The 20,984-nt window shown below is 70.1% G+C and carries 16 protein-coding genes and 1 pseudogene; 15 read left to right on the top strand and 2 right to left on the bottom strand.

Annotated features, from left to right (window positions below; genetic code table 11):
* Nucleotides 1–96: 96 nt before the first annotated feature.
* The 4 genes and pseudogenes from ACFFC4_RS19445 (at nt 97) to ACFFC4_RS19430 (ending at nt 4,544) form a co-directional block, all read left to right on the top strand.
* Complete coding sequence (locus ACFFC4_RS19445) at nt 97–1,623, top strand: HAD-IA family hydrolase (protein WP_375503943.1); 1,527 nt, start codon at nt 97–99, stop codon at nt 1,621–1,623.
* Nucleotides 1,624–1,697: 74 nt separating this feature from the next.
* A pseudogene (locus tag ACFFC4_RS19440) lies at nt 1,698–2,926 on the top strand (purine-cytosine permease family protein).
* A gap of 25 nt (nt 2,927–2,951) precedes the next feature.
* Nucleotides 2,952–3,608, top strand: a complete 657-nt coding sequence (locus tag ACFFC4_RS19435; protein WP_375503941.1) for a glycerophosphodiester phosphodiesterase — start codon at nt 2,952–2,954, stop codon at nt 3,606–3,608.
* Nucleotides 3,609–3,701: 93 nt separating this feature from the next.
* Complete coding sequence (locus tag ACFFC4_RS19430) at nt 3,702–4,544, top strand: phosphatase PAP2 family protein (protein WP_375503939.1); 843 nt, start codon at nt 3,702–3,704, stop codon at nt 4,542–4,544.
* Between the two features lie 24 nt (nt 4,545–4,568).
* Here ACFFC4_RS19430 and ACFFC4_RS19425 read toward each other — a convergent pair whose 3' ends face one another.
* Nucleotides 4,569–5,741: a magnesium and cobalt transport protein CorA gene (locus tag ACFFC4_RS19425; RefSeq protein WP_375503937.1), complete on the bottom strand. Its 1,173-nt coding sequence runs from the start codon at nt 5,739–5,741 to the stop codon at nt 4,569–4,571.
* A gap of 59 nt (nt 5,742–5,800) precedes the next feature.
* On the opposite strand from ACFFC4_RS19425, the gene ACFFC4_RS19420 reads away from it, so the two are divergent.
* From ACFFC4_RS19420 to ACFFC4_RS19405, 4 genes are all read left to right on the top strand, one after another.
* The gene (locus tag ACFFC4_RS19420; RefSeq protein WP_375503935.1) at nt 5,801–6,301 is read left to right on the top strand and encodes a glutathione peroxidase; all 501 of its coding nucleotides are present in this window, start codon (nt 5,801–5,803) and stop codon (nt 6,299–6,301) included.
* A gap of 72 nt (nt 6,302–6,373) precedes the next feature.
* Nucleotides 6,374–8,920, top strand: coding sequence for a glutamate--cysteine ligase (locus ACFFC4_RS19415; protein WP_375503933.1), 2,547 nt, complete (start codon nt 6,374–6,376; stop codon nt 8,918–8,920).
* Nucleotides 8,921–8,929: 9 nt separating this feature from the next.
* Nucleotides 8,930–10,729, top strand: coding sequence for an N-acetylglutaminylglutamine amidotransferase (locus tag ACFFC4_RS19410; protein ID WP_375503931.1), 1,800 nt, complete (start codon nt 8,930–8,932; stop codon nt 10,727–10,729).
* A complete protein-coding gene (locus ACFFC4_RS19405) occupies nt 10,726–12,621 on the top strand; it encodes a S9 family peptidase (RefSeq protein ID WP_375503929.1) in 1,896 nt (631 codons plus the stop codon). Before ACFFC4_RS19410 ends, ACFFC4_RS19405 begins: the two co-directional genes overlap by 4 nt.
* On the opposite strand, the gene ACFFC4_RS19400 is transcribed toward ACFFC4_RS19405, so the two are convergent.
* Complete coding sequence (locus ACFFC4_RS19400) at nt 12,608–13,087, bottom strand: SRPBCC family protein (protein ID WP_375503927.1); 480 nt, start codon at nt 13,085–13,087, stop codon at nt 12,608–12,610. The genes ACFFC4_RS19405 and ACFFC4_RS19400 overlap by 14 nt on opposite strands.
* A gap of 66 nt (nt 13,088–13,153) precedes the next feature.
* On the opposite strand from ACFFC4_RS19400, the gene ACFFC4_RS19395 reads away from it, so the two are divergent.
* From ACFFC4_RS19395 to ACFFC4_RS19365, 7 genes are all read left to right on the top strand, one after another.
* On the top strand, nt 13,154–14,026 hold the full coding sequence (locus ACFFC4_RS19395; RefSeq protein ID WP_375503925.1) for an LLM class F420-dependent oxidoreductase: 873 nt from the start codon (nt 13,154–13,156) through the stop codon (nt 14,024–14,026).
* 204 nt (nt 14,027–14,230) lie between these two features.
* Nucleotides 14,231–15,010: an electron transfer flavoprotein subunit beta/FixA family protein gene (locus ACFFC4_RS19390; protein WP_375503923.1), complete on the top strand. Its 780-nt coding sequence runs from the start codon at nt 14,231–14,233 to the stop codon at nt 15,008–15,010.
* Between the two features lie 28 nt (nt 15,011–15,038).
* Entirely contained in the window at nt 15,039–15,998 is a 960-nt protein-coding gene (locus ACFFC4_RS19385) for an electron transfer flavoprotein subunit alpha/FixB family protein (RefSeq protein WP_375503921.1), read from the top strand.
* Nucleotides 15,999–16,242: 244 nt separating this feature from the next.
* On the top strand, nt 16,243–17,676 hold the full coding sequence (locus tag ACFFC4_RS19380) for an MFS transporter (RefSeq protein WP_375503919.1): 1,434 nt from the start codon (nt 16,243–16,245) through the stop codon (nt 17,674–17,676).
* An 11-nt stretch (nt 17,677–17,687) separates the two neighbouring features.
* Complete coding sequence (locus tag ACFFC4_RS19375) at nt 17,688–18,863, top strand: cysteine desulfurase family protein (protein WP_375503917.1); 1,176 nt, start codon at nt 17,688–17,690, stop codon at nt 18,861–18,863.
* Nucleotides 18,860–19,948 carry a tRNA 2-thiouridine(34) synthase MnmA gene (gene mnmA / locus ACFFC4_RS19370; RefSeq protein ID WP_375503915.1) on the top strand — a complete coding sequence of 363 codons (1,089 nt, stop codon included), beginning with the start codon at nt 18,860–18,862 and terminating at the stop codon, nt 19,946–19,948. The genes ACFFC4_RS19375 and mnmA overlap by 4 nt, the downstream gene beginning before the upstream one ends.
* Nucleotides 19,945–20,937, top strand: a complete 993-nt coding sequence (locus ACFFC4_RS19365) for a methionine synthase (protein WP_375503913.1) — start codon at nt 19,945–19,947, stop codon at nt 20,935–20,937. The genes mnmA and ACFFC4_RS19365 overlap by 4 nt, the downstream gene beginning before the upstream one ends.
* The last annotated feature ends 47 nt before the right edge of the window (nt 20,938–20,984 follow it).

Here is a 20,984-nt window from a genome sequence, read left to right as displayed (position 1 = left end):
GGGTTGTCATGAGCAACGGTCGACCACAATGGATCCCGCCGAAATGGCTTGATCCAGAGCAGAAGCCTGTTCAGTAGCGCCATTAGGCTTTGCGCGGTGAGGCGCATCGGGTTGGTCGGGGCCGGGGCAATGGGTAGCGCGCTGGGTGCCAACTGGATCGCCGGTGGGGCGGATGTCGTCACCTGCATCGCGAGTCGTAGTACGCGCACGAAGGCGCTGGTCCAGGCCGCCGGCCTGCACATCGTCGACACGATGGCCGACGTCGTGACCAGTGACATCGTCATGTCGGTGGTGCCGCCCGGGCAGGCCCGGGCGGCCGCCGACGCGATTGTCGCCGCAACCGGGCGGGCAGGTGCGAGCCCGCTGGTCGTCGACCTGAACGCGGTGAGCCCGCAGACCGTGCATGCCATCGCGGCGACGCTGGCCGACGCCGGTCTGGACTTCGTCGACGGGTCGATCTCCGGTGGACCGCCGTCCCCGGATCGACCTACCAGGGTTTACGTCTGCGGTGCTCGCGCCGACGAGATCGCCGGCCCCTGGCTCGACATGGTGCGGCTGCCCGGTCCGGTCGGCAGCGCGTCGGCGCTGAAGATGTGCACGGCGTCGGTCTACAAGGGCAGTCGAGCGCTCATCCTGCAGGCGATGCTCGCCGCGCGGCGGCACGGCGTACTGGCCGAGTTCCTCGCCGATGCCGCCCTGATGTGGTCGTCGGATGTCCGCGACTGGCCGCAGGACATTGCACTGGCCGCCACCAAGGCCGATCGCTACGTCGACGAGATGCTCGAGATCGCGCGCACCCAGGGCGAAGTCGGCCTCGCGCCGCAGCTGTTCGAGGGTGTGGCCGCGGCGTACGCGCGAGTGGCCCGCACACCGCTGGGCGCCCGCGCTCCTGAGGACCTCGACCGAGATGCGTCGACGGAAAAGATCCTCGACGAGCTCGTAGGGCGTCGCCGGGCTGTTCTTTTCGACTTCTCCGGCACGCTGTTCCACATCGAGTCGGCGCTCGTGTCGCTGCTGCGCGCGCTGGGCCCCGAGTACCTGCACCTCGCACCGGCTATGGAGCGCTTCGGCGGCATCAACGGCAGCACCACCCCGCAGGAACTGCCAAACGACATGGCCGACGTCTGGGCGCAGCGCGATCTCTCGGCGCAGGCGCACCACGACGCGTACTCGGGCTTGTCACGACACGCCGGGCTGAACCGGGAGGACGCCGAGACGCTCTACCGGCACGGGACCTCGCCGGAGGCCTGGCACCCGTTCCCGGACACCATCAAGCTGCTGCGGCGTCTGCACGCAGCGGGTGTTCCGGTTGCGGTGATCAGCAACATCGGCTGGGACCCACGGCCGGTGCTCGCCCGCTACGGCGTCGGGCAGGACATCGACGAGCTGGTGCTGTCCTACGAGGTCGGCGTCGAGAAGCCTGACCCCGAAATCTTCAGGTTCGCCTGCGCCGCGCTGAAGGTGGCTCCCAGCGAGGCGCTCATGGTCGGCGATAACCCGAGCGCCGACGGCGGGTCGACGGGCGCGGGCATCCCGTTCGTGCAGGTGTCGGCCGACCCGGCCGTCCGCCGACCGCAGGAGCTGACCGACGCCGTCGCGACGATTTTCGGAACCCCGCGGTAACCGCCTTGGACGATGATCGAAACGTCGCGTCTCTACTTTTCGGTCACCGCCAGTCGCGCCCCGGGGAAACGCCGATGAGCACGGAAGCAATCGAGTCGACCGACACCACGATCGCGGGCGCGACGAAGGAAACCCTCGAGGACTACACGCTGCGGTTCGCGCCGCGCAGCTACCGGACGTGGTCGACCGGCGTCGTCGCAATCTCGGCCTTGGGCGGTATCGCCTACCTCGCCGACTTCGCTATCGGCGCGAACATCGGCATCTCATAGGGCACCACGAATGCGCTTTGGGGCATCGGCGTCTTTGCGGTCGTGATTTTCCTGAGCGGCTTCCCGCTGGCCTACTACGCCGCGCGTACAACCTCGACCTCGACCTCGACCTCATCACGCGGGGCAGCGGGTTCGGCTACTACGGCTCGGTGGTCACGAACGTCATCTTCGCGTCGTTCACGTTCATCTTCTTCGCCCTTGAGGGCGCGATCATGGCCCAGGGCCTGAAGCTGGGGCTGCACATCCCGCTCTGGCTCGGGTACGCGACGTCGACCATCATCAGCGTCACGCTTGTCATCTACGGGATGAAGGTGCTCACCAAGCTGCCCGTGCACCAGTTCCTGGAGATCTATCGCGACCTCATGCCGTCCTGGGCGGCGATGACGCTCGCCGTCGCACTCGTCGTCATCAGTCAGGTGAAGATCAACTTCACCAACGCCTACTCCGGCTCGCTGGCCTGGACAAACTCGTTCACAAGGGTGACGCGGCACTACCCGGGCCGCCTGGTGTTCCTGGGCTTCAACCTGGTGATCGCGCTCATCCTGATGGAAGCCGACATGTTCAGCTTCCTCAACACGCTGCTCGGCTCCTACGCCAACTGCGGCATGGCGTGGGTCGTGACCGTCGCCTCCGACATCGTGTTCAACAAGTACCTGCTCAAGCTGTCGCCCAAGAAGCCGGAATTCCGACGCGGGATGCTCTACGCCGCCAACCCGGTCGGCTTCGGCTCGGCCCTCAAGCCGTACTCGCCGCTCGTGGCGATCGGGCTGGCGCTCGTACTGCCCCCGGTCATCGCGATCGCCACGAAGGGCAGGTACTACCTGCGCCGCACCGACGACGGCATCGACCTGCCGATGTACGACGAGCTGGGTAACCCGTCCGGCGTCGAGCTGCCCTGCCACGTCTGCCGCCAGGACTACGAGCGCCCGGACATGGCCGCCTGCCACACCTGCGACGCGTACGTCTGCTCCGTGTGCCTAGGCACCGACAAGGTCGGCGACCACGTGCTGCCGGCCTCGCCCGCGCCGGCGTGACGCCCGGGCGGACATACTCACCGACGTGCTCCTGGTCGCCCACCGCACTCCGCCCTCGACCGCGGCTTGCCGTGAGCTCGCTGACCTCGGCGCCGGCATGTTCGAGACCGACGTACAGGTGCGCCCCCGCGGTGACACCGTCTACGTCTCGCACTTCCTGGGCGTCGGGGCGTTCGGCCAGGTGCTCCAGCGCGACAACGCGCGCTTCCGCCTGGGCTACGGACCACCTCGCGATGCGACGCTGACCGACGTCCTGGCCCGCATACCGGCCCAATGCGACGTGCTGCTGGACCCCAAGCCGCGCGACGCTCCGACGCAGCGCCGGCTTGTGGCCGCGCTGGCCGAGCTGCTGCCCGACCGGCGCCGCTTCGTCGTCAGCACTGATCGCGAGTGGGAGCTGCAGGCCTACGCCGACGCCGGCTTCTGCACCTGGCGCACGATCAAGGACGCTGCCGCCCTACGCGCGGCGCTGGCCGGGCCACCGCTGCCGGAGGCGGGCGTCTCGGTGCGGCACACGGTGTTGGACGCGCGCACGATCGACGCCTTGCACGAGCGGTTCGACAAGATCGTCGCCTGGACCGTGAACGACCCGGAGCGGGCCCGCCGGCTACGAGACCATGGTGTCGACGGCATCACCACCGACCAGCGCGGTGTTTATTACGCATTGGCGACTGCTGAGTGACAGGCGGGCGGCACGCCACCAAACACCCGGTGAGTGGATAGTGTGTCGGGCATGGCGACGACTGGGGCGCGCGACGCTCCATGGTGGCGGGGCGTGCAGCGCGTACCCCGCTGGCTCCGCGAGGTCGTTCTCGTCGGCGTCATCTACGGGGCCTACGAGCTCAGCCGCGGGCTGCAGCACGGCGCGGTGGCAGTTGCAACGCGTAACGGTCGGGACATCCTGCACTGGGAGCGCTCGTTCGACCTCGCGCCCGAGAAGTTGCTCACTCACGCGCTGATCAGCGTGACTCCGCTCTGTGTCGCTGCCGCCTACTTCTACTCCACGATGCATTACTTCATCACGCCGATCGTCCTGGTCTGGATGTATCGCAGCCACGCCAAGCAGTACCGCACCGCGCGCACGGCTCTTGCCTGCAGCACGCTGCTGGGCCTCGTCGTGTTCTACCTGCTGCCCACCGCCCCGCCGCGTTTGCTGGCCAACGCCGGCATCCCCGACGCGCTCTTCGACGTTCGCCACTGGGGCTGGTGGGGCGGCGAGGGCAGCGTGCCCCGTGGCCTCGGCGGCCTGACCAACCAGTTCGCCGCGATGCCCTCGCTGCACGTCGGCTGGGCGCTGTGGTGCGGCTTCCTGCTCTGCCGCTACTCCTCGCGGATATCGGTCCGCGTGCTCGGGGTGCTGTATCCCCTTGTCACCACGGTCGTCGTCCTGGCCACCGGCAACCACTACCTGCTCGACGCGATCGCCGGCGCCGCGGTCATGGCCTTCGGGGCCGGGCTCGCCCTGGCCGCCCGAGTGGTCGTCGGACGGGTACATCCCGCCGGCACCCCGCAGGACGCCGACGATGCTGTCGAGCCCATCGACGCCCCGTCGCCGCTGGACCCGCGCCGAGACGGGCCGCGGACCGCCCGTCCGGAACACGCCGCATCCCGCCGGTAGGCCCCGTCGGATGCACCCGGCGGCTCAGATCCAGCCGCGCCGCTTGAACAGCACGTACAGCACGACACCGGCCAGGACCATCAGGGCCAGCGCGAACGGGTAGCCGAGGTACCAGCCCAGTTCCGGCATGTGGTTGAAGTTCATCCCGTAGATCGAAGCGATCGTCGTGGGCGCGAAGCCGATGGCCGCCCAGGCCGAGATCTTCTTGACCTCGTCGTTCTGCGCGTTGCTCGTGCGCGACAACGAGGTCATGTCATCGTTCTGCTTCTGCGCCACCAGGATCGAATTGACCTGCAGGATGTCGCGCAGCAGCACCCGCAGGCTGTCGAGGCGCTCGTTCGCCTGCGTCACGTGGTCGGCCACGTCGCGCAGCGAGCGTCGCAACTCCTCGTTCACGTGGTACTTCTCGAAGCCGCCCTCGAGCGAGCTCAGGATCGCGGTCAGCGGCGCGGCGGCGCGCTGGAAGTCCACGACCTCACGGGAGAGCTCATAGATGCGCCGTGACACGGCCGGGTCGCCGTCAAAGACCTGCACCTCGATCTCGTCGACGTCGTTCTCGATGCCGGCAACCACTGGTCCGTATCCATCCACGACTGCGTCGAGGATCGCGTACAGCACCGCCTCGGTGCCCAGGCTAAGCAGCTCGGGGTCCTGCTCGAGGCGTCCCCGCACGACGGACAGGTCCGGCGACTCCGCGTGCCGCACGGTGATCACGAAGTCACGGCCGATGAACACGTGCAGCTCGCCGAACTCGACCTCCTCGCGCTCGTCGACGTAGCGGGCCGCGCGCAGCACCACGAACAGCGTGTCGCCGTAGCGTTCCAACTTCGGCCGCTGATGGGCGGTGATCGCGTCTTCGACGGCCAGCTCGTGCAGGTCGAATTCAGCAGCCAGCGAACGCAGTTCCTCCGAGCCGGGCCGGTACAGACCGATCCAGGCCATGGCGTTCGGCTGATCGCGGAGCGCTTCGTAGCAGTCGGTCAGCGAGCTCGCGGTGTGCTGTCGCTGGCCGCCGCAGTACACGGCGCTGTCGACGATTCCGGAGCGCGCGGAGGCCCCGGAGGTGCCGCGCTCGATGTGGGGACCGTGGTCGCTGTGGGTGTGATCGCCGTGGGTCCCGGGCGTGTCGTCGGTACGCGGATGCCACCGGCGCAGGACCCGGTTCGCCGGCCCCTTGGCCAGATGTGCATCGCCCATGAGCCGACGATAGCGGCCGGCCGGCCGTCGGTTCACCGAGCGTCCGCGATACTCGACGGGTGACCACGATCTATGACATCCCGCTGGAAACCCTTGCCGCGCAGTCCACCGACCTCGGCGAGTACCGCGGGCATCCGCTGCTCATCGTCAACGTCGCCTCGAAGTGCGGCCTGACGCCGCAGTACGCCCAGCTGCAGGAGCTCTACGACCGTTACAACGGCCAGGGTCTCGAGATCCTGGGCTTCCCGTGCAACCAGTTCATGGCGCAGGAGCCCGGCTCGGCCGACGAGATCGCCGAATTCTGCAGCGCGAACTACGGGGTCACCTTCCCGATGTTCGCCAAGGTCGACGTCAACGGCGAGAGCCAGCACCCGTTGTACGCCGCGCTCGAGCGCGAGCCCGACGACACGGGCGCGGCCGGTGACGTCCAGTGGAACTTCGAGAAGTTCCTCGTCGAGGCGGACGGCACGGTCAGCCACCGCTTCCGGCCGCGCACCGAGCCGCTGTCCGACGAGGTCGTCTCGGCCGTGGAGGCGGCGGTGGCCGCGCGGCAACAGTAGGCGCCGCCGCGAATCCCGACATATCGGCAGCTGAGACACATCAACGAAATGCTCACAACTTAGGTTGATTCGATGGGCGGACTGCGCACGCTCGGCGTCGAGGAAGAGCTGCACGTCGTCTCGCTCGAGTCCGGTCAGCTGGTCACCCGCGCTCCGCAGCTGCTGCGCGAGCTGCCCGCGGCCAACTTCTCCGTCGAGCTGCAGCGCAGCACCGTCGAGACCAATACCGCGGTCTGTCGCACCCTCACCGAACTGCGCGCCGAGATGCAGAAGCTGCGCAACCAGGTGCACGCCCTGGCCGAGGCCAACGGGCTGGCCGTCATCGCCAGCGGCAGCGCGCCGCTGTCCAAGGCCGAGGACTTCGGACTGACCACCCTCGGGCGCTACAGCCGGATGCAGCAGGACTACCGCTCGCTCGTCGACGAGCAGCTCATCTGCGGTCTGCAGGTGCACGTCGGCATCGCCGACCGCGACGTCGCCGTGCGCGTCGCGCAGCGAGTCGAACCGGGCCTGCCGGCACTGCTCGCGATGTCAGCGAGCTCGCCATATCTGCACGGCAACGACACGGGGTACTCCAGCTTCCGCAGCATGATCTGGCAACGCTGGCCCACGGCCGGATCGTTCGGCTACGTCGAGTCGGCCGCCGAGTACGACCAGCTCGTGGCCGACCTCATCGAGTCCGAGGTCATCTCCGACGCGAAGATGGCCTACTTCGACGTGCGGCCCTCCGCGCACGTCCCCACCGTCGAGCTGCGGGTGTGCGACGCGACGCCCAACCTCGACGACGCCGTGCTGATCGCCGGGCTGTTCCGCGCCATGGTCGACGAGGCCATCGCCGCCGACGAGCGCGGCGACCCGCTCATCGGCGCCACCGAACCGATGCGCCGCGCTGCGATGTGGCGGGCCGCACGGCACGGGCTGCGCGGCGTGCTGCTGCAGCCGGGTCTGGGGCCGACCCCGGCTCCCGCGACCGAGGTCGTCCGCGGGCTGACGCAGCGCCTGCGCGGGAACCTCGAGGACGCCGGCGACTGGGACGACGTCAACGAACTGCTCACCGCCCTGCTCGCCCGGGGCGAATCCAGCCACCGGCAACGGGCTCGCTACGCCGAACGCGGCAGGATCACGGACGTGGTGGCGCTGCTCGTCGCCGAGTCCAGCGGGCACGTCGTGCCGGTGGCCGACACGCCGGCGCTGACCGCGCAGTACCCCGAGTCGCCGGAGGACGAGGCCATCGCGGTGTCCGGTATCCCGTTCCCCGCGTACCGGCCGCTGCTCGAGATCCTCGACGAGCTCGGGCCCGACGAGCTCGCGCACCGCAGCGAGATCGCCCGCGCGAAGGCAGTCGCCACGAGCTTCACGTTTGGCGTGGCCGGCGAGCAGCAACCGTTTCCTGCCGACCTCGTGCCACGCATCATCCCGTCGCACGAGTGGTCGGTGCTGGCCACCGGACTCACCCAGCGGGCGCGGGCCATCGAGATGTTCCTGCGCGACGTGTACGGACCGGCCCGCATCGTCGCCGACGGGGTCATCGACCGCGAGACGCTGACCGATTGCCCGGGCTGGCGACCCGAGGCCCTCGATCTGCCCGACGACGTCATCCGCGCGCCGATCGTGGGCTTCGATCTTGTCCGCGACGCGGTGGGTGGTTGGCGGGTGCTGGAGGACAACGCGCGGGTGCCGTCGGGCGTCGGCTACGCGCTGGGCCTGCGTGACCTGATGCGCACGGCGCTGCCCGAGCTCAGCGACGACTCGGTGCTCGACCCGTACTCGACCCTCGAACTGATCGGCCGCACGCTGCGCTCATGCTCGGCGCGGCCGAACCCGACCGTCGCCCTGCTGTCCGACGGCGCCGACAACTCGGCGTGGTACGAGCACCGCGTCATCGCCGAGGGCGCCCGGCTGCTGCTGGTGCAGCCCGACGACATTGCAGTCACCGACGCCGGGGTGCACGCGGGCGGCAAACGGATCCACGTCGTGTACCTGCGTCTCGGCGTCGAGCTGGTCGATCTGGTCAGTGCGGCCGGAGCGCCCGTCGGGCGCGACATCATGTCCGCCGCGCAGGCCGGGGCGGTGGTGCTGGCCAACGCGCCGGGTGCCGGCGTGGCCGACGACAAGGCGATGTACTGCCTGGTGCCCGACATCATCGAGTACTACCTGCGCGAGCGGCCGCTGCTGCAGCCGGTGCCGACCTACCGCTGCGCCATCGGATCCGAGCGCGGGCCGGTGCTGGCGCGCCTCGACCAGCTCGTCACCAAGCCGGTCGACGGTTACGGCGGCAGCGGCGTGCTCATCGGGCCACGAGCCAGCGCCGACGAGATCGCCCGCCGCCGTGGCGAGATCGAGGCCGACCCGGCCGGGTGGGTGGCGCAGGAGGTCGTCGCGCTCTCGACGCACCCGACCCTCGTCGACGGCGTGCTCGAGCCGCGCCACGTCGACCTGCGGGCCTTCGTCTACCTGACCGGCATCGAGCCCGGCTCGGCGCAGCTGGCCGACCTCGCGCTGACCCGGATGGGCCCGCCGGGCAGCATGGTCGTGAACTCGTCGCGCGGCGGCGGCGCGAAGGACACCTGGATCGTCGTCGACCCCGACGACACCGAGGCGAACACAGGACGAGGGTGAGGACACGCGGTGTGCGGACTGGCCGGTGAGATCCGTTTCGACGGCCGTGGCGCCGACGTCGCCGCGCTCGAGCGAGCATGCGAATGCATGTCGCGGCGCGGCCCCGACGGCAGCGGCATCTGGTCACGCGGACCGGTCGCCCTCGGCCACCGCCGGCTGGCCATCATCGACCTGTCGGCGGCCGGCGCTCAGCCCATGGTGGATCCCGAGCTGGGTCTGACGGTTGTCTTCAACGGCTGCATCTACAACTACGAGCAGCTGCGCGACGAGCTCATATCGGCCGGGTATCGATTCTTCTCCCATTCCGACACCGAGGTCATCGCCAAGGCCTACCACCGGTGGGGGACGGCCTGCGTCGACCGCTTCAAGGGCATGTTCGTGTTCGCCGTCGTGGAGCGGGACTCGGGACGGACGGTCCTGGCCCGCGACCGCCTGGGTATCAAGCCGCTCTACCTCGACCAGACCCGCGAGCGGCTGCGCTTCGCGTCCAGCCTGCCCGCGCTGCTGGCCGCCGGCGGCGTCGATACCTCGATCGACCCGATCGCGCTGTCCTACTACATGAGCTTCCACTCGATCGTGCCGGCGCCGCGCACCATCCTCAACGGCGTCCGCAAGCTGCCGCCGGCCACCGTCCGCGTCATTGAGGCCGACGGCACGAGCACCGACACCCTGTACTGGGACCCGCACTTCGCCCGCGACCCGCAGCGTGCCGACTGGTCCGAGCGCGACTGGCAGGACGCGCTGGTCGACAGCCTGCGCACCGCGGTGCAGCGACGCATGGTCGCCGACGTGCCGGTCGGCGTGCTGCTATCGGGCGGCATCGACTCGAGCCTGGTTGTCGGGCTACTGGCCGAGGCGGGCCAGACCGGGTTGCAGACGTTCAGCATCGGCTTCGATTCGGCGGGCGGCGAGTCCGGCGACGAGTTCGAGTTCAGCGACATCGTGGCCGAGCACTTCGGCACCGAGCACCACCGGATCAAGATCGATTCGTCGCGCCTGCTGCCCGGCATCGACGGTGCGGTCGGGGCCATGAACGAGCCGATGGTCAGCCACGACTGCGTCGCGTTCTACCTGCTCAGCGAGGACGTCGCCCAATCGGTGAAGGTCGTGCAGTCCGGCCAGGGCGCCGACGAGATCCTGGCCGGCTACGACTGGTACCCGCCGCTGCGCGACGTCCCCTTCGACAGCCAGAACCGCGATGGAGCGGTCGACGCGTACCGCAACGTCTTCTTCGACCGGCCTTTCGACTCGCTCACCGCGCTGTTGCAGCCGCAGTGGCTCGTGGGGCGGGATGAGCCCCGCGAGTTCGTGGCCAGGCAGTTCGCCCGCCCCGGGGCCGAGACCACGCTCGACGCCGCGCTGCGCAACGACACGACGATCAACCTGGTCGACGACCCGGTCAAGCGCGTCGACAACATGACGATGGCCTGGGGCCTCGAAGCGCGTGTGCCGTTCCTCGACCACGATGTCGTGGAGCTCGCTGCGGCCATTCCGTCGGAGCTCAAACTGGCCGACAACGGCAAGGGTGTGCTCAAGCGGGCCAGCCGCGGCATCGTCCCGGATGCGGTCATCGACCGGAAGAAGGGGTACTTCCCGGTGCCCGCCATCCGTCAGCTCGAGGGTCCTTATCTGGCTCGGGTGCGCGAGGCACTCACCGACCCGGCCGCCCGCGAGCGGGGTCTGTTCGAGCCGGCCGCCGTCGAGAGGATGCTGGCCGATCCCAACACGACCCGCACCAACCTCGGCTCGAACGCGCTGTGGCAGCTCGGCCTGATCGAGATGTGGCTGCAGGCCATGGGTATTCGATGAGTGAGACGCAAACCTACTCCGAGGTATGGAACAGGGTCGAGGACCTGGCGCAGGAGCTCGTCGAGGCCTACGGGGCGTGGGCGCCCATGATGACCTCCGACGCCTCGCGGGTGGCGTTCGTCAGCGACCGCACCGGCATCCCGCAGCTGTGGGTGCAGGACGTCCCGCAACCGGGCGGCGAGCTGCCTCAGGCACGGCTGATTCCGCTCGGGACCGACCCGGTGCTGTCGGTCGGCTGGTCGCCCGACGACCAATGGATCTCGTGCTCGGTTGCCACCGGCGGGGGAGTGCGCGCCGAGGTCTGGGTGACCCGGCCCGACGGCACCGATGCCCGGCGCGTCGCAGGCGGGCCTCATCGGGTCCATGGCGGCCACGTGGTGCTGGGGCCCTGGGCGCGTGAGGGGCACGGCCTGGTCGTGACCCTGGCCCACGACGACCCCACCATCCCGCACGAGTGCATCCGCATCGACCCGGCCACCGGCGAGCGCACGCCCATCGCCCATGGCGGCCTGATCTCGATGCTCGACCTGAGCGCTGACGGCCGGTTCGCGTTGCTACGCGACGGCACCCGCGGCCAGCAGTTCTGCCGGCTCGTCGACCGCAATGTCGACGAGGACTACCCGCTGCTGCCGTGGGCCGAGACCGGCTCCACCGATGTCGGGTTGCTGCGCCCACCGCCGGCCGGGGAGGTCACACCGGGCGAGCCGAAGGCCGACATGACCGTCTATCTCGTCACCGATGCCGGTCGCTCGCGTCGCGAGCTGGTGGCCATCGGCCTCTTCGACGGCGGTCGGCATACGGCCGCCGGCACCCTGGCCGCCCGACCCGACGCGGAGCTGGAGTTCGCCGATGCCGACGCGGCGGGCGAGCGCGTGCTCTGCGTCTGGAACGTGCATGGGCGCAGCGAGGTCGAGTTCGTCGACACCGCGACCGGCGCACGACACCCGGTGCCCGACCTGCCCGGTCAGGTCGTGAGCACGGCGGTGCTGTCACGCGATGCCAGTTGCGCGGTGCTGGCTGTCGAGGGACCGGCACAGCCAAGGCGGCTGTGGCGGCTGGACTGCGTGACGCTGGCCTGGACGCCGGTAACCGCGCCCAGCCTGCCCGCGCGTGACGACCTGGTCGAACCGCAGCTCGTCGAATTCGACGCGCACGACGGTCTGCCGCTGTCGGCATGGCTGTACCCGGCCCGCTCCGGTCTGGGCGGTCCGGCGATGATCAGCCTGCACGGCGGCCCGGAGGCCCAAGAGCGGCCGGTGTTCTCACCGCAACACCAGGTGCTGGCGGCTGCCGGCATCACGGTGCTGGCCCCCAACATCCGCGGCTCGTCCGGGTTCGGCCGCTCCTTCGTGCACGCCGATGACCGGTGGGGCCGCTTCGACGCCATCCGAGACGTCGCCGACTGCGCCCGCATCCTCGCCGTGCGCGACCTCGCTAACCCGAAGCGCATCGCGGTCACCGGCCGCTCGTACGGCGGGTACGCCACCCTGCTCGCGCTGACCCGGCACGCCCCGGTGTTCGCGGCCGGCGTCGCCATCTGCGGGATGTCGAACCTGCATACGTTCTATCGCGACACCGAGCCGTGGATCGCCGCGGCGGCAACGTCCAAGTACGGCGACCCGATTCGCGACGCTGCCCTGCTGGCCCAGATCTCCCCGCTGCACGCGGCGGCGTCGATCACCGTGCCATTACTGGTGGTGCACGGTGAACTCGACACCAACGTGCCGCTCGGCGAGGCGACCCAGATCGTGCAGCGGCTGCGCTCACTGGGTCGAGACGTCGAGTACCTCGAACTCGTGGGCGAGGGTCACGAATACCGGCGGGCCGAGTCGAAGTTGGTGCTGCTGCGGACGCTCACCCACTTCCTGGCCCGCGCCCTCAGCTGCCGCTGACGGCCTCGGCCAGCCGGGCCAACGAGCCCTCGAGCTGATGCTTGCTGATCAGCGGTTTCTCGATGAGTGCAAGGATCTTCTTGTCCTCGACCTTGCTCCAGTCGTAGGTCAACGTCACCTCAGTGGCGTCGGGACCCTGGGCTTCGAGCTCCCAGAGCCACTCCCAGCCGGGCGGGTCGACGTCGGCCGGCGCGGTCTGCCAGGCGACGAGCTTGTCACGGACGAAGCCGGTGACGTGGTTGTCGGTCTGGTAGTCACCGCCCATATGGTCACCGGTCATGTTCATCCGGAACGTCTGGCCGTTCTCGGTGATGCGGTCGGCGTGATCAGCGCTGCGCACAAAGCCCGAGCCGTCGAGCTCGGGATGCCGTGAGGGCAGGGTCAGCAGGTCGAACACGTCCTTCGCGGACGCGTCGATGCGGCGATTGACGGAGACGGAGGTTGCGGAGGTTGCGGAGTCAGCCATGCCCAGGGCGTACCCAGCAGGGGCGGCACCATCAACGTCGACGGGAAACGGGCTAGCGTCGAAGGCATGAAACTAGGCCTGCACGTCTCCGACTTCACCTACTCCGGTGGCCCGGCCACCCTGGCCGACGACCTCACCCGCATCGCGGTGGCAGCCGAGGACGCCGGCTTCGCCAAGCTCAGCGTCATGGACCACGTGTGGCAGATCCACATGGTCGGCCCGGCCGAGAACGACATGCTCGAGGCGTACACGACGCTCGGCTACCTGGCCGCCCGTACGTCGCGCATCGAACTGCTCGCCTGGGTGACGGCGGCGATCTACCGTGCGCCGGGCCTGCTGGCCAAGCAGGTCAGCACCCTCGACGTCCTGTCCGGCGGTCGCGCGTGGCTGGGCATCGGCGCGGGCTGGAACGAGGAGGAGTCCTTGGGGCTGGGGTTGCCCTTCCCGGGCACGTCCGAGCGCTTCGAGCGCCTCGAGGAGGCGTTGCAGATCTTCCTGCAGATGTGCAGCGACGACGAGGGCCCGTACCGCGGCAAGCACTACACGCTGGAGCGCACGCTGAACTCGCCGCAGAGCCTGCAGCGCCCGCACCCGCCCATCCTCATCGGCGGCAGCGGGGAGAAGAAGACGCTGCGGATGGTGGCCCATTACGCCCAGGCCTGCAACCTGTTCGGCGGGCCAGACGTCGCCCACAAGCTCGACGTCCTGCGCCAACACTGCACCGACCTCGGCACCGACTACGACGCGATCGAGAAGACCGTCATCTCCTCCCTCGACCCGGGCAAGGACGGCGAGAACGTCGATGCCCTGCTCGAGCAGCTGCGTTCGTTCGCCGAGCTCGGCATCCAGCATGTGCACGGCTCTGTGCCGGGCGTCGCCGACATCACGCCCCTGGAGATCATCGGCGAGCGGGTCATCCCGGTGGCGGCCGGCTTCTGAGCGTCGGCGACTGCAGCGCCGGTCTGCCACACTGAGGTGAAGGCCGACGAGAGCGGTATCACGCCCGCCACGCTTGCTACTCGTCAGTAACATAGGCAGAGTGTTTCTGATAGATGTCGTGACGTTCGGATCGGCGCGTCGGTCCTACGTCCGCCCCGCAGACGTCACCTCCGCGGGAATCCCGACTGGAAGGTCAGCGATCGTATGAACATCGTGGTGCTGGTCAAGCAGGTGCCCGACACCGAGGGCGACCGCAAGCTCAACGCGTCGGACAACACCGTCGACCGCGCGGCCGTCGACCCGGTCATCAACTACATCGACGAGTTCGCCATCGAGGAGGGCTTGCTGCTCAAGGAGGCCCACGGCGGCGAGGTCACCATCCTCACCGTCGGCCCCGAGAAGGCGACCGAGTCGATCCGCAAGGCGCTGTCCATGGGCGCCGACAAGGCGGTGCACGTCACCGACGAGGCCATCCACGGCTCCGACGCGATCGCCACCGCCAAGGTGCTCGGCGCCGCGCTCGGCTCCATCGAGTGGGACGTCGCGATCTCGGGCTCCGAGGCCACCGACGCCCGCGGCGCGGTCGTCCCGGCGCTGCTGGCCGAGGTGCTCAGTGCGCCGCAGCTGACCCAGGCCCGCAAGGTCACGATCGACGGCTCGACGGTCACCATCGAGCGGGTCACCGACACCGGGTACGAGAAGGTCGAGGCCTCGACCCCGGCCGTCATCAGCGTCGTCGAGAAGATCAACGACCCGCGCTACCCGTCCTTCAAGGGCATCATGGCCGCCAAGAGCAAGCCGATCGAGACGAAGTCGCTGGCCGACCTCGGCCTGGACGCCGGCGAGGTCGGCCTGGCCAACTCGTGGACGGCGGTCGAGTCCTTCGAGAACGCCCCGCCGCGCCAGGCCGGTCAGGTCGTCAAGGACGAGGGCGACGGCGGCAGCAAGATCGCCGACTACCTGGCGTCCAAGAAACTGATCTGACCGCGACGAATCGAAGGAGACAACAGACATGGCAGAGGTCCTCGTTCTCGTCGACTCGCTCGACGGGAAGGTCAAGAAGCCCACGCTCGAACTGCTCACCGCGGCCCGCACGCTCGGTGAGCCCAGCGCGGTGGTCGTCGGTGCCCCCGGCACCGCCGAGCCGCTGAAGAACCAGCTCGCCGAGTTCGGCGCGGCAAAAATTTATGTCGCCGAGAGCGACGAGATCGCCGGCTTCACCGTTGCGCCCAAGGCCGAGGCACTCGCCGCGGTCGTCGAGCAGTCCTCGCCGGTGGCCGTCCTCGTGTCGTCCTCGCCCGAGAACAAGGAGATCGCAGCCCGCCTCGCGCTCAAGATCGGCGGCGGCCTGCTCTACGACGCTGTCGGCATCGACGCCGACGGCAGCGTCTCGCAGCAGATCTTCGGTGCCTCCGTTGAGGTCAAGGCGAAGGTCAGCAAGGGCACGCCGGTCATCACCGTCCGGCCGAACTCTTTCGCGCCGGAGCCTGCCTCGGGTGCTGCGGAGGAGGTCGCGGTCTCGGTGACGCTGTCCGACGCCGCGAAGGCAGCCAAGATCATCGACACCGTTGTCGAGGAGAAGGGCTCGCGCCCGCAGCTGTCCGATGCCTCGGTCGTGGTGTCCGGCGGTCGCGGCATCGGCAAGTCCGACAATTTCGAGATCGTCGAGAAGTTGGCCGACTCCCTTGGCGCGGCCGTCGGTGCCTCGCGCGCCGTCGTCGACGCCGGCTGGGTCCCGCACTCGATGCAGGTCGGCCAGACCGGCGTCACCGTGTCGCCGCAGCTGTACCTGGCCGTCGGCATCTCCGGCGCCATCCAGCACCGCGCCGGCATGCAGACGTCCAAGACGATCGTGGCCATCAACAAGGACGCTGAGGCGCCGATCTTCGAGATCGCCGACTTCGGCGTCGTGGGCGACCTGTTCGCCGTCGCGCCGCAGCTCACCGACGAGATCACCAAGCGCAAGAGCTGACGCACGTCCTGCTCGTCGACGGGCCGTCCACCTCCGGGTGGGCGGCCCGTTTCTCGTCAGCCCCCGGCGTCTCAGCCCCGCGTTCTTATCTTCTGCTCCGCGCCCGCCAGCCGTCCCCTGGTGATCAACTGCGGATTTGCTTCGATGCGCCGCACGAATGCGCAGTTGATCACCTGGTGCAGCGCCGCGCGGCGGCTCAGCACGCGGGTGCGGCGTCGTTGCGGCGACGTTGCATGCTGTAGCGGTGACTGAACCGACCGCCGCCGACCAGCCGCGGTCGATCTTCGCGCCTGAGGTCCGGGCGACGAGCGTCGGGCTGCTGATTCTCATCACCCTGATCGCGTTCGAGTCGATGGCGGTCTCAGCGGCGCTGCCGACGGCTGCCCGCGACCTGCACGGGCTGGGCAGCTACGGGTGGGCGTTCACCGGCTTCCTCATCGCCAGCGTGGTGGGCATGGTGGCGGCGGGGGAGCAGACCGACCGTCGCGGCCCGGCCGCCCCGCTGACCGCAGGATTGATCGCCTTCGTCGCCGGGCTGCTGCTCGCCGGTTCGGCGACGACGATGGTGCAGCTGATCGCCGGCCGGGTCGTCCAGGGCCTCGGTGGCGGACTGATGATCACCGCCGCGTACGTCGTCATCGGCGAGGCGTTCGCCGACAGCTTGCGCCCGAAGTTGTTCGCGGCGATCTCGAGTGCGTGGGTGCTGCCCTCGCTGCTCGGCCCGGTCATCTCCGGGCTGCTCAGTCAGCACGCGAGCTGGCGATGGGTGTTCCTCGGCCTCGTTCCTTTCAGCGTTGCCGGCGGCCTGCTGCTGCTGCCGGAGCTGCGCGCCATGGCCCGGCGCAGCGCGCAGGCCGGCATGGCCGCGGCGCCGCGACGCTCCGGCCGCCTCGGACACGCGGTCGCCGTCGCGCTCGGCATTGCAGCGCTGGAGTACACCGCCCAGCATCCGTCGCTGCTCCTCGTCGCCCTTGCCGTGGCCGGGATCGCCCTGATGGTGTGGGGGCTGCGCCCGCTGCTGCCGCCCGGCACCGTCCGAGTGGCGCCGGGCGTCTCGGCGCCGATCGCGCTACGCGGGCTGCTGGCGGGGTCACTGTTCGGCGTCGAGGCCCTCGTGCCGTTGTCGCTGACCGTCCAGCACGGCTACAGCGCCACCGCAGCCGGCCTGCCGCTCACCGCATCCGGCGTCACCTGGGCGTTCGGTTCGTGGTGGCAGGGCCGGGCGGTGGAGCACGACGGCACCCGCCGGCGCGTCGTCCTCATCCGCACCGGTTTCGGCTGCATCGCGTTCGCGGCGGCGGCGATGACCGTCGTCGCCCTGCAGGCCACTCCCGGCTGGCTCGCCTACCCGGCCTGGACGGTCGCCGGGCTCGGCGCCGGGCTGGCCATGGCCTCGCTGGGTGTGCTGTTGCTGCGCTTCACCACCGACGAGACCCGCGGCAGCGACTCTGCCGCCCTGCAGCTGTCCGACGCGACCGCAGGCGCCCTGACGACGGGCCTGGCCGGCATGGTCGTGGCCGCGGCTGCGCGCGGGACGATCAGCCACACCACCGCCTTCATCACGCAGGACCTCGTGATGTGCGTCGTGGCCGGGCTCGGGGTCATGCTCGCGGCTCGTGCCCGCCCCCGCGTCGCCGCCGAGCACGCGGCCCCGGCGATCGATCGACTCAGGGCCTAAACTCGGCGTCGATGACCTACCTGGACCACGCCGCCACCACCCCGATGCTTCCCGACGCCGTCACGGCCGTCGCCGAGGCCATGGGCCAGGTAGGCAACCCCTCGTCCCTGCACGGGTCGGGCCGAGCGGCCCGCCGCCGGGTCGAGGAGTCCCGCGAGCAGCTCGCGGCATCGCTGGGGGCACGCCCGTCCGAGATCGTGTTCACCGCAGGCGGCACCGAGTCCGACAACCTCGCGATCAAGGGCATCTTCTGGGCCCGTCGCGATGCCGACCCGCGCCGGCGCCGGCTCGTGATCAGCAGCGTCGAGCACCACGCAGTGTTCGACACCGCCGACTGGCTCGCCGAGCACGAGGGCGCCGAGGTCATCACCGTGCCCGTCGACGCCCACGGCAGGGTCTCGCCCGACGCGCTGCGGGCCGTCCTGGCCGAGGATCCCGACTCGATCGCGCTCGTCTCGATCATGTGGGCCAACAACGAGATCGGCACGATCCAGCCGATCGTCGAGCTGTCCGCGGCCGCCCGCGAATTCGGCATTCCCATGCACACCGACGCCGTGCAGGCCGCCGGTCCGCTGCCCGTCGACTTCGCCGCCAGCGGCGTCGACGCCCTCACCATGACCGGCCACAAGCTGGGCGGCCCGCCCGGCGTGGGCGCGCTGCTGCTGCGCCGGGACGTCGCCTGTGTACCGCTGTTACACGGCGGCGGTCAGGAGCGCGAGGTGCGCTCCGGCACCCTGGACGTTCCCGGGACGGTCGGCCTGGCCACCGCCACCACGCATGCCGTCCGGCACCGCGACGCGACCTCAGCCCGCGTCGCCGCACTGCGCGACGAGCTCGTGGCCGGCGTGCTTGCGGCCGTTCCCGACGTCAAGGTCCAGGGTCATCCGACGTTGCACCTGCCCGGTATCGCCAATCTGACCTTCCCAGGCTGCGAGGGCGACGCACTGCTCATGCTCCTCGACGCCCGCGGCATCGAATGCTCCACCGGCTCGGCGTGCTCGGCCGGCGTCGCGCAGCCCTCGCACGTGTTGCTGGCCACCGGGGCCAGTGCAGCCGAGGCACGTGGTTCGCTGCGGCTGTCGCTCGGCCACACGTCGACGGACGAGGACGTGCGGGCCGTGCTCGGCGCGATCGTGCCGGCCGTCGAGCGGGCCCGCCGCGCCGGGCTCACGTCGGTGGCCTCATGAAGTTGCTGGCCGCGATGAGCGGGGGAGTCGACTCCGCGGTGGCCGCCGCCCGGGCCGTCGCCGCCGGGCACGACGTCACCGGCGTACATCTGGCGCTGTCGGCCAATCCGTCGACGTTGCGGCACGGTGCGCGTGGCTGCTGCACCGTCGAGGACGCCAACGACGCCCGCCGCGCCGCCGACCTGCTCGGCATCCCTTTCTACATCTGGGACCTGGCCGAGCGCTTCCGTGCCGACGTCATCGACGACTTCGTCGACGAGTACGCCGCTGGGCGTACTCCCAACCCGTGCCTGCGCTGCAACGAGAAGATCAAGTTCACCGCGGTGCTCGACCGCGCGCTGGCCCTGGGCTTCGACGCCGTCGTCACCGGGCATCACGCCCGCCTCGTCGACGGCCGGTTGCAGCGCTCGGTAGACCCGGCCAAGGACCAGTCCTACGTGCTGGCCGTGTGCACCGCCGAGCAGCTGGCGCACGCCGTCTTCCCGCTCGGCGACTCGACCAAGGCGCAGGTGCGCGCCGAGGCCGCCGAGCGCGGCCTGGCCGTCGCCGACAAGCCCGATTCGCACGACATCTGCTTCATCGCCGACGGCGACACCCGCGGGTTCCTCGCGAAGCGGCTCGGCTCCCAACAGGGGCCGATCGTCGACGCGGTCACCGGCGACGTCGTGGGCGAGCACGCCGGCTCGTTCGGGTTCACGGTCGGCCAGCGACGCGGGCTGCACCTGCAGCAGCCCGGCCCGGGCGGCGATCCGCGTTACGTCCTGTCGATCCGGCCCGTCGACAACACCGTGATCGTGGGCCCGCGGGCCTTGCTGCAGGCCGACGTCGTCCGCGCCGACGGCGTGGTCTGGACGTCTGGCACTGCACCGGTCGAGGACTTCGACTGTCACGTCCAGCTGCGCGCGCACGGCATGACCAGCCCGGCCAGAGTCCACGTCGACGGGCGCAGCGTGGTTGCCGAGCTGCACGAGCCGCAGATCGGTGTGGCCGCCGGTCAGGCATTGGTCATGTACGACGGGGACGCCGTCCTCGGGTCGGCCACGATCACCGCTGCCGAACGCGTCGAGCCTGTGCCCACTGCATGACGCATCCCTGGCAACCGGGAGCGGTCACCGGCATCGGGTCGCTGCCCGGCAACGACCCACGCGAGGCCAGCACCCTCGTTCTCGGTGAGTTGCCCGACCTGCCGCACCTGCCCGAGCTGCCCGCCCGCGGGCCGGGCGCGGCGATGATCGGCCGGGCTGCGTCGCTGCTGGTCGAGCTGCCCGTCGAGATCGTCCCCACCGGTTGGCGGTTGACCGCGGGTGCGGGACGCGAACTGCGGGCCGCCCGCGACAACCTTTCCCGAGACCTCGACGCCCTGGAGGAGCTCGGGGCGGGGTACACGGGCCCGCTCAAGCTGCAGGTCGCCGGCCCCTGGACGCTCGCTGCCTCGCTCGAGCTGCCCACCGGGCACCGGCTCGTGACCGATCATGGCGCGGTGCGCGATCTGGTCGAGTCGCTGGCCGAGGGGGTGCGTACGCACCTGGCCGACGTCGCTGCACGTATCCCCGGTGCCGAGCTGGTGCTGCAGCTCGACGAGCCGGCGCTGCCCGCGGTGCTCGGCGGCCGCGTGCCCACGCCGTCCGGCTACGGGACCGTGCGCTCGGTGGACATCCCGGTCGTGGGCCAGGCGCTGCAGGATGTGCTCGCCGTTGCGGCGGCCGGCTCGCGCGTCGTGCACTGCTGCGCAGACGACGTTCCGCTCGGCCTGCTGCGCAGCGCGGGCGCCGATGCGCTGTCCGTCGATGCAGCGTTGCTGACCACCTCCCACTACGACCAGCTGGGCGAGGCCGTCGAGGCCGGCGTCTCGCTGTGGCTGGGCGTGCTACCGACCGGACAGGCGCCGTCGCTCGACGCCGCCCGCACCCGCATCCATGACATCTGGAGCGAGCTCGGCTTCAACCGCGAGCAGCTGGCCGCCTCCGTCGTCCCCACCCCTGCGTGCGGGCTGGCGGGCGCGAGCCCTGCGCAGGTACGGCGGACGCTCGCCGTGCTCCGCGACGTCGGCGCTTCCCTGCGCGACGAGTCCTAGCCCAGTCCTAGCCCCGATACCGTGTAGCCCAGCGCGGCGGCCTGTGG

The sequence above is a fragment of the uncultured Jatrophihabitans sp. genome (genome assembly GCF_964244045.1).
Lineage (GTDB): Bacteria > Actinomycetota > Actinomycetes > Mycobacteriales > Jatrophihabitantaceae > Jatrophihabitans.
This window is presented reverse-complemented; position numbering and strand designations above follow the sequence as displayed.

Excerpts from the sequence above, each read along its gene's own strand:
- ACFFC4_RS19390 (WP_375503923.1), top strand. The coding sequence starts at position 14,231 with ATGAACATCGTGGTGCTGGTCAAGCAGGTGCCCGACACCGAGGGCGAC.
- ACFFC4_RS19375 (WP_375503917.1), top strand. The coding sequence starts at position 17,688 with ATGACCTACCTGGACCACGCCGCCACCACCCCGATGCTTCCCGACGCC.
- ACFFC4_RS19405 (WP_375503929.1), top strand. The coding sequence starts at position 10,726 with ATGAGTGAGACGCAAACCTACTCCGAGGTATGGAACAGGGTCGAGGAC.
- ACFFC4_RS19400 (WP_375503927.1), bottom strand. The coding sequence starts at position 13,087 with ATGGCTGACTCCGCAACCTCCGCAACCTCCGTCTCCGTCAATCGCCGC.
- ACFFC4_RS19385 (WP_375503921.1), top strand. The coding sequence starts at position 15,039 with ATGGCAGAGGTCCTCGTTCTCGTCGACTCGCTCGACGGGAAGGTCAAG.
- ACFFC4_RS19365 (WP_375503913.1), top strand. The coding sequence starts at position 19,945 with ATGACGCATCCCTGGCAACCGGGAGCGGTCACCGGCATCGGGTCGCTG.
- ACFFC4_RS19395 (WP_375503925.1), top strand. The coding sequence starts at position 13,154 with ATGAAACTAGGCCTGCACGTCTCCGACTTCACCTACTCCGGTGGCCCG.
- ACFFC4_RS19425 (WP_375503937.1), bottom strand. The coding sequence starts at position 5,741 with ATGGGCGATGCACATCTGGCCAAGGGGCCGGCGAACCGGGTCCTGCGC.
- ACFFC4_RS19415 (WP_375503933.1), top strand. The coding sequence starts at position 6,374 with ATGGGCGGACTGCGCACGCTCGGCGTCGAGGAAGAGCTGCACGTCGTC.
- mnmA (WP_375503915.1), top strand. The coding sequence starts at position 18,860 with ATGAAGTTGCTGGCCGCGATGAGCGGGGGAGTCGACTCCGCGGTGGCC.